Source organism: Campylobacter sp. VBCF_06 NA8, from assembly GCF_027737825.1.
Lineage (GTDB): Bacteria > Campylobacterota > Campylobacteria > Campylobacterales > Campylobacteraceae > Campylobacter_B.
This window is the reverse complement of the sequence record NZ_JAOVUB010000003.1, coordinates 339,260-346,172: the sequence shown is the minus strand read 5'-3', so window position 1 is coordinate 346,172 and position 6,913 is coordinate 339,260. Positions and strand designations below refer to the sequence as shown.

The window sequence follows — 6,913 nt, the reverse complement described above, 5'->3', positions numbered from 1 at the left end:
TGAATTTGAAATTGTGAATTTGAAATTGTGAATTTGAAATTGTGAATTTGAAATTGTGAATTTGAAATTGTGAATTTGAAATTGTGAATTTGAAATTGTGAATTTGAAATTGTGAATTTGAAATTGTGAATTTGAAATTGTACTAAATTTGCCCGCAGAATTTGCATTTAAAATTTGCTCATTGAATTTGAATTTGTGCGCAAATTTAGGTTGATTTGAGAGAAATTTTCGCTGTTTTCACACGCTGTTTTCACACACTGTTTTCACACGCTGTTTTCACACGCTGTTTTCACACGCTGTTTTCACACGCTGTTTTCACACGCTGTTTTCACACGCTGTTTTCACACGCTGTTTTCACACGCTGTTTTCACACGCTGTTTTCACACGCTGTTCATTTCCGCGCCAATTTTCAAAATTTGATTTAAATTTTAGCTATTTAACTTAAAATTTGAAATTTAGCGCAAATTTGCTTTCAATTTTATCTTAAATTTATAATCCTTTGGGTAAAATAATATTTCTTATTTTTTGTGGCCCATTCGTCTAGCGGTTAGGACACTGGCCTCTCACGCCGGTAACAGGAGTTCGAGTCTCCTATGGGTCACCAGTTCTTTTAAAAATAAATGAAAAAATCCAAAATTAAACTAAAATAAACCCCCTTAAAATCGAGCTTACAGCGCAAAATAAACTAAATTAAAGAAAATTAAAATAAAATAATATTAATAATTTTTTACTATCTTTTTAACTGACTGCGAAAAATAAAGATAGTGTTTTTTGAAATTTGGCGCGTATGGGTTGTGCTAGTGTTTGCGTAGCATGGCAAGCTGTCGGAAAAATTGACAGGTTGCGTGGCGGTGTGAGCGTTTAAAAGCTAAATAAGTGCAAGAGCGGTCAAGTAGCGCAGTTTGTGCGTGTGGGTTGCGTGACGCAAATTTGGCGAGCGTGTCGGCTCTGTTTGCGATAGTGGGTGAAGTGTTGCAAATTTTGCAATACTTCGCGCGGCCGTCGTGGTGTGTGGGCAAAATGCGAACGGTGCGAGTTGTTGCAAAATTTGCAATAACTGGCGCAGTGAGTGAGTGGCGCAGATATGGGCGCGATGAATTTTATCGCATAAATAGCGCAGGCGGTGCGAGTTGTTCGGAATTTCCGAACAGTTGCGCGCATGGGTGAAATTTCGCATAATATATTTTTGCGAAAAAGTCAATCGAAAAATTTTTCAAACGAGATTTTAAAAACGGCAAATTTCGAGCAAATTTAGAGATTTTAAAAAGGATATTTGAGGCAAAATGCCCTAAATATCGAATAAAAAAGCATTTGAAAAATTTTTCAAAAGCAAATTTAAAAGGGGGCAAAAATGAATTATTTAAGCGATAGCGCGGTCAAGGCTTTAAAGCCCAAAAAATCAAGGTATTATAAAAGCGTAGGCGGGAATTTGCTCGTGGCTGTGTATCCAAGCGGTAAAAAAGTCTTTTTCTATGAATACAAAGACAAAGCCACGCTCAAAACAAAACGCCAAAAAATAGGCGAATATGGCGTAATTAGCCTAAGCGAGGAAAGAGCTAAGACAAATGAGTTTAAAACCTATCTTGCCACAGGGACAAAAAAGGGCGAATTTAACGCTGTTTTTGCCGATTTTATGGCGCAAAAGATGAGCTCTATCACCCCAAAGTATAAAGCAAGGATTGATTTTTATTTTAGGCGGTATTTTTCGCCCAAATTTGGCAATTTAGAGATTAAAGAAATCACGCGCTTTATGGTTTTAGACGCAATCAAGCCATATATTTTAGGCGCAAATCACGAGAGTGTGAAAAAGTGCATAGGCGTGCTAAATGCGCTGTTTAAATACGCGCTGACCTTTGGCTATGTCGAGCATAATATCATCGCAGATATCGACGCAAAAGCCCTTATGCCAAAACGCCATGTAAAGCACAGAGCCACGCTTACAGATGAGGCGCAAGTGGCAAATTTGCTGAAAAATATCTGTGAATATAATGGAAATTTGGAGGTTAGGATTTGTGCGCTGATTGGAATTTTAACCGCGCTTAGAAGCGTAAATTTTAAAAACGCAAAATGGTGCGAAATAGATCTAACAAACAAATCGTGGAAAATCAAAGCCGAAAATATGAAAAATCGCAAGGCTTTCGCACTCACGCTCTCGCGCCAAAGTGCTGAGATTTTGCAAATTTGGCAAAGCATAGCGCCAAAAAGCGAGTTTGTATTTCCTAGCTTTCGCTCGCTAAATATGCCCTTATCTGAAAACACTCTGCGCGCAATGCTGCGTAATCTAGGTTATAGCAACGATGAGCTTACCCCGCACGGATTTAGGGCAATGTTCAGCACGATTTGCAACGAAAGGCGAGATTTGCACGGCATAAGCCCTGATATAATCGAATTTTGCCTAGCGCATAGCGAGACAGACAAGGTCAAAGACGCCTATAATCACGCCAAATTTGAAGCCAGCAAGGCTAAAATGTGGCAGTGGTGGGCGGATTATCTGCAAGGGTTGTATGATTATACGGAGTTTTTGAAAAAAGGGGTTTAATGCGGGCAAATCATCACCCGCAACTTCCCATCATTTCGTTTATGCGCGATCTATCATCGCCATTATCTAGCGCGTAAATTTGCAAATGCTCCATAAAGCGATAATTGAAGTGTTGCAAAAATTGCAACGCCCCAGCGATGAAATTTAGCTTCTTTTTCTTGGTGCTCGCATACTCTATAAAACCTTTCATAAATTTATCCTGCGCTATCATATCTAAATCCCTAAGTCCGTGCTCTTGCTCTTTGATGATTTGATTTTTGCGCGCGATTTGACTTTTATAGCCGTTAATCACATTTTGGAAATGCTTATTTTGCGAAATTTGCACCATTTCTAAATTTGCGATTTTATCCACTCGCTCACGCTCTCTTAGGCGTTCTAACTCTTTTTGCATTTCGTTAAAGGCGTTTATAAAAGCGACTTTAAACTTATACGCCTTAGTCCCTGTAAAGCCCATTACCAAAAGCATAAAGCCGTCTTTGGTGAGGTTGTAAAGTGGGCGAATTTCGCCTTTTTTGTCGATATATTCGCCTTTGATAAAATTTGAGCCTTTAAAATCGTCGTTTGGCAGTTTATCTACCATTTGAAGTATATTGTCGTGGCGTTTTTCAAAAACTTCGGCGATCTGCAAAGAGTTGGTAAAAATTTGGTTTTCTACCACTTCGAAATTTACGCAAACATTGTTTATAATCGCACTCATTTTTTATCCTTTTTAAAAACTATATACGCCAAAATAGCGATAATAACCAAATCCAAAGCCAAATTTACAATCTGTAAAATCTGCATATTTACTCCTTTACGCTATAATTCTAAGAGTAAAGCGATGTAAAACCTAGTTAAATCCTTAAAGTATGGGGCAACCTGCCCCCTTAGGATTTCGTTACTTTGCCTTTTTTAAAAGCAAAATAATCAAGTAGATTTTAGCGAGGACAATCACCAAATCTAAAACTAGATTTAAAGTATTCATCGCTTTACTCCTTTCTTTTATTTAAAGGTTATGTTTTATAACCTTTATGCACGAATTATAGCATAAATACTAACTAATGTCAAGAGTAAAGGTGTAAAAAACGAAATATTTTTAAATTTTTGGTTATATTTTTATATTTTTTAGTGATTTTAACCGCCTTAAAAGTTAGGCGGTTAAGAAATAAAATTTTTAAGTAGCGTTTTTAGTTGTTTTTGTTCGTTTAATTCAGCTTCGAGCTTATTAATCTTAATAAGCATTAAACAAGCTTTTTCTGCTTGTTCGCCAACTTCACTAATTGCGAGCTGTTTAACTCGTCCTTCGCTTAATCCTATCGCCTCGCCAAGCTGTTTATAAGTCAAATTTAGCTCTTTGCAAGTTTGCTTTATTAAGTTTTCTTTTTCCATTTTTTCTCCTGCTCTTGAAACCCTAAATTCTACTATTTTTCAAATAAAAAGGCGGTTAAGAAATCGCCCGCTCTACGCTTTTAATGATTTTCCCTAAATAGCACGGGATAGCCGGGATTAGGCTATTTCCGTATTGTTTAACTCGTTCCACTGCTTCGGATATCCCATTATCGCCTCGTATATCTCGGATATCACACGGGGTGATACTTCCTTTTTTTCGTAGGTTAGATACTCGCTCACATACGCCATTAAGCAAGGCACATTTCTGCCCTTTAAATTGGTTTTTAATTGCGAATTTTGAGAAATCCGCTTTATCCCAAATAGCCCGTCTTTGGCTAGTGGAGTAGGCAATAACGAACGCTCTTTTTCTTTGGTGCGGATATCCGAAATCACTGGCTCTAAATAAAAAAGCTCGGTATCCGTATCCATACGCCCTAAGCTCTTGCGCGAAAACTGAGAATAATCGCTTGTTAGTAATAAGCTGCTCGGAGTTTTCAAACAAGATATATTTTGCTTTTGTTTCATCTGCAATCCTTAAAATCTCTTTGAATAAAATACTTCTCTCGCCCTCAAAGCCCGCTCTTTTACCTGCTACGCTTAAATCTTGGCAAGGAAATCCACCAGTAATGATATCTATGCTATCAATTCCTTTTTCGTTTAATGCCCTTTTATCTAGCGCAGTAACATCTGAAAAAATCGGAATTCCTTTAAAGTTTTTAGCTAAAACTTTTTTGGCGTGTGCGTCTATCTCGCAAAATGCTGCTGTCTTAAAATAATCATCGCTTTTGCTCTTTTGCTCGTGTGGGTAAAGGCTGAAATCATAATCATCATAATTCGCAGCCATTAACCCAAGACTAAAACCACCGATACCACTAAACAAATCTAAAACAAACATAGCTAAGCCGTCTTATCTGCTGGGCGGAGTTTGCCAGCTTTATAATCCTTAATATCGCGCAAAGAGTAATAAGCCAAACGCGCTGAAATTTTCGTCCTGCGAATAAGTGGCGCACCGTCATCGCGCGCAAGTCTCATAATGCGAATAAATGTCGGATTTGATACTTTAAGCTCATTTATGGCTTGTTTTTTGGTGATGAATTCATCGTTTTCCATTTTTGCCTCCTTGATCTAGCTTGCTATAAAACCACTCTTTGGCGGTGTAATAGCCAAAAATAGCCCCCAGCGCAAATGTGCCAAAGGCTAAAATCATAAGCGCGACAAATTCGCTAGTGTTGTAATACCCGCTCATTTTCGCCCCCTTAAAATGGTATAGTGCCGTCATCATTAGGCGTGATATAGCCTAGATTGTCGGCTTTCGGTGCTGGTGCGTGCGCGCTAGGCTGCGCGCTTTGCGCCAAATTTGGCTGTGCGCTTTGCGCCAAATTTGGCTGTGCGCTTTGCGGTGCGTTGCCTGCGACTTGTTTTACGGCGTTATGATATGCGTCTTGATTTGCGTTAGGGCGTGGCTGTGGATTTTGCGCAAAATTTGGCGCATAATTATTCGCATTATTTTGCATAACGCCCTGCGCGCCTAGCATTTCCATATTTTCCACGACCACGCTGTGTTTATACTGCATAATGCCACTTTGGTTTTGCCACTGATCTAACTTTAATCTACCCTCGATTAGTAGCTTTGAGCCTTTGCGCAGATACTGCTTGGCAATTTCAGCCGTTTTACCCCAAAAGCTAATATCCACAAAGCAAACTTCCTCCGCTTTTTGCCCGTTTGAGCCTGTAAATTTGCGAGTGACAGCGATAGCACAGCTCCCAAGAGCCGTGCCACTTTGTAGATATCTAAGCTCGATATCGCGGGTTAGATTTCCTACCAAAATCACCTTATTAAACATTTTGCGCCCCTTTTATCTCATAAATGCGATAATATGTGAAATCATAAGGCGTTTTTTCATCATCTACACGAGCCACTACGATAAAATACTCTGAGTTTTCTGCGTCGCTGTATCCTCTATAACCACTACTGACTTGTATCTCAAAGTCGATGATTTCGCCACTTACTATACACTCTTCGCAGTCATCTATTTGGAGCGTAATTGCCTTGTTTCTAGCTTCGCGCAAATTATACGCTTCTATCTCTGCGTCTTTGCGCCATTTGCCTAATGCGTTTAATAATTCTAGCTGATACTTATTCATTTTCGCCCCCTTGTGCTTCGCTAGTTTTATTGATTGTTACTTTATACTTTGGCTGGCGTGCTGGCTCACTCGCTTCGCTCTCTACTACTTGCGCTTCTATCGCTTCGTTTTTTGCTTCATTTTTTGCTTCGCTAGCGATTGCGTTTAGATCTAGCGGCTGGGCTATACTATCTGCTGCGCTAGGGGCTGAATTTAGTGCCAAATTTGGCGCACTTACTCTACTTGATACGACTTCGACACTATCTGCGACCTCTTCCGAGCTTGGCATACCAAATTTGACTTCTGGGAAGAATTCGTTTATAAAAAAGCTTTGGGCGCGGTATCTAAGCATAAGTTCTGGCATTGTCGCCCATTTGCTCCCAGCTTTGCCGAGCCAGCCCTCACGCTTGGCGATTTCTAGGCTGATAGTCGCGCCTACTAGCTTTTCGCCTGTGCTTGCGTCTATGGCTTCGCAGTGCGCTTCGGTTTTGGCTTCGTTTAGGATAGTAAGCAGTCTACCTTTGATTTTGCCACTTTGATTTAGGCGAGCTACAAGAAATTTGGTCTCAAAGCTTGGTTTATTGTGGATAATAAACACGCTTTGGGCTACTTCAAAAGGGCTGATTTGCATGCGATTAGCTAGCTCATATACGATGATAGCATTTGCCACCATGTCGCCTGCTCTAAGCGCGCTTGGGAAAAATACGCTAGACGCCAAAGCTTTTGCCCTGCGTTGCTCTAACTCAAATCTTTTAAATTCTGTCTCTATAACTGCTACTTCGTTACTCATTATTTATCCTTTATTCGTGTGATGATGAAATTTCCATTAGCGTTGATACGCACCTTAAATCCTAGTTTTGCCATGTTGTAAGTAAATGCTAC

The 6,913-nt window shown here is 39.6% G+C and carries 10 protein-coding genes and 1 tRNA gene; 3 read left to right on the top strand and 8 right to left on the bottom strand.

Features of this window, described 5'->3' with window-relative positions:
- Nucleotides 1-529: 529 nt before the first annotated feature.
- From OFO10_RS06165 to OFO10_RS06155, 3 genes are all read left to right on the top strand, one after another.
- Nucleotides 530-604 (top strand) — tRNA-Glu (locus OFO10_RS06165).
- A gap of 272 nt (nt 605-876) precedes the next feature.
- On the top strand, nt 877-1,167 hold the full coding sequence (locus tag OFO10_RS06160; protein ID WP_270866505.1) for a hypothetical protein: 291 nt from the start codon (nt 877-879) through the stop codon (nt 1,165-1,167).
- A 184-nt stretch (nt 1,168-1,351) separates the two neighbouring features.
- The gene (locus OFO10_RS06155) at nt 1,352-2,539 is read left to right on the top strand and encodes a tyrosine-type recombinase/integrase (protein WP_270866504.1); all 1,188 of its coding nucleotides are present in this window, start codon (nt 1,352-1,354) and stop codon (nt 2,537-2,539) included.
- 13 nt (nt 2,540-2,552) lie between these two features.
- Here the strand turns inward: OFO10_RS06155 and OFO10_RS06150 are convergent, their stop codons facing one another.
- The 8 genes from OFO10_RS06150 to OFO10_RS06115 all read right to left on the bottom strand — a co-directional run bounded on the left by OFO10_RS06150 (nt 2,553) and on the right by OFO10_RS06115 (nt 6,821).
- On the bottom strand, nt 2,553-3,236 hold the full coding sequence (locus tag OFO10_RS06150) for a Rha family transcriptional regulator (RefSeq protein ID WP_270866503.1): 684 nt from the start codon (nt 3,234-3,236) through the stop codon (nt 2,553-2,555).
- A gap of 440 nt (nt 3,237-3,676) precedes the next feature.
- On the bottom strand, nt 3,677-3,907 hold the full coding sequence (locus OFO10_RS06145; RefSeq protein ID WP_270866502.1) for an XRE family transcriptional regulator: 231 nt from the start codon (nt 3,905-3,907) through the stop codon (nt 3,677-3,679).
- Between the two features lie 55 nt (nt 3,908-3,962).
- A complete protein-coding gene (gene dcm / locus OFO10_RS06140) occupies nt 3,963-4,802 on the bottom strand; it encodes a DNA (cytosine-5-)-methyltransferase (protein ID WP_270866501.1) in 840 nt (279 codons plus the stop codon).
- A 2-nt stretch (nt 4,803-4,804) separates the two neighbouring features.
- Entirely contained in the window at nt 4,805-5,017 is a 213-nt protein-coding gene (locus OFO10_RS06135; protein ID WP_270866500.1) for a hypothetical protein, read from the bottom strand.
- Nucleotides 5,004-5,153, bottom strand: a complete 150-nt coding sequence (locus tag OFO10_RS06130) for a hypothetical protein (RefSeq protein WP_270866499.1) — start codon at nt 5,151-5,153, stop codon at nt 5,004-5,006. The genes OFO10_RS06135 and OFO10_RS06130 overlap by 14 nt, the downstream gene beginning before the upstream one ends.
- A gap of 10 nt (nt 5,154-5,163) precedes the next feature.
- Nucleotides 5,164-5,751, bottom strand: a complete 588-nt coding sequence (gene ssb, locus OFO10_RS06125; protein WP_442867998.1) for a single-stranded DNA-binding protein — start codon at nt 5,749-5,751, stop codon at nt 5,164-5,166.
- Nucleotides 5,744-6,052 carry a hypothetical protein gene (locus OFO10_RS06120; RefSeq protein WP_270866498.1) on the bottom strand — a complete coding sequence of 103 codons (309 nt, stop codon included), beginning with the start codon at nt 6,050-6,052 and terminating at the stop codon, nt 5,744-5,746. The genes ssb and OFO10_RS06120 overlap by 8 nt, the downstream gene beginning before the upstream one ends.
- Nucleotides 6,045-6,821 (bottom strand): hypothetical protein, encoded by a 777-nt coding sequence (locus tag OFO10_RS06115; RefSeq protein WP_270866497.1) that lies wholly within the window; start codon nt 6,819-6,821, stop codon nt 6,045-6,047. Before OFO10_RS06115 ends, OFO10_RS06120 begins: the two co-directional genes overlap by 8 nt.
- Nucleotides 6,822-6,913 lie beyond the last annotated feature (92 nt).

Bases quoted from the DNA above. Each gene is read 5' to 3' on its own strand.
- OFO10_RS06155 (WP_270866504.1), top strand. From the start codon at position 1,352: ATGAATTATTTAAGCGATAGCGCGGTCAAGGCTTTAAAGCCCAAAAAA.
- OFO10_RS06150 (WP_270866503.1), bottom strand. From the start codon at position 3,236: ATGAGTGCGATTATAAACAATGTTTGCGTAAATTTCGAAGTGGTAGAA.
- OFO10_RS06145 (WP_270866502.1), bottom strand. From the start codon at position 3,907: ATGGAAAAAGAAAACTTAATAAAGCAAACTTGCAAAGAGCTAAATTTG.
- dcm (WP_270866501.1), bottom strand. From the start codon at position 4,802: ATGTTTGTTTTAGATTTGTTTAGTGGTATCGGTGGTTTTAGTCTTGGG.
- OFO10_RS06135 (WP_270866500.1), bottom strand. From the start codon at position 5,017: ATGGAAAACGATGAATTCATCACCAAAAAACAAGCCATAAATGAGCTT.
- OFO10_RS06130 (WP_270866499.1), bottom strand. From the start codon at position 5,153: ATGAGCGGGTATTACAACACTAGCGAATTTGTCGCGCTTATGATTTTA.
- ssb (WP_442867998.1), bottom strand. From the start codon at position 5,751: ATGTTTAATAAGGTGATTTTGGTAGGAAATCTAACCCGCGATATCGAG.
- OFO10_RS06120 (WP_270866498.1), bottom strand. From the start codon at position 6,052: ATGAATAAGTATCAGCTAGAATTATTAAACGCATTAGGCAAATGGCGC.
- OFO10_RS06115 (WP_270866497.1), bottom strand. From the start codon at position 6,821: ATGAGTAACGAAGTAGCAGTTATAGAGACAGAATTTAAAAGATTTGAG.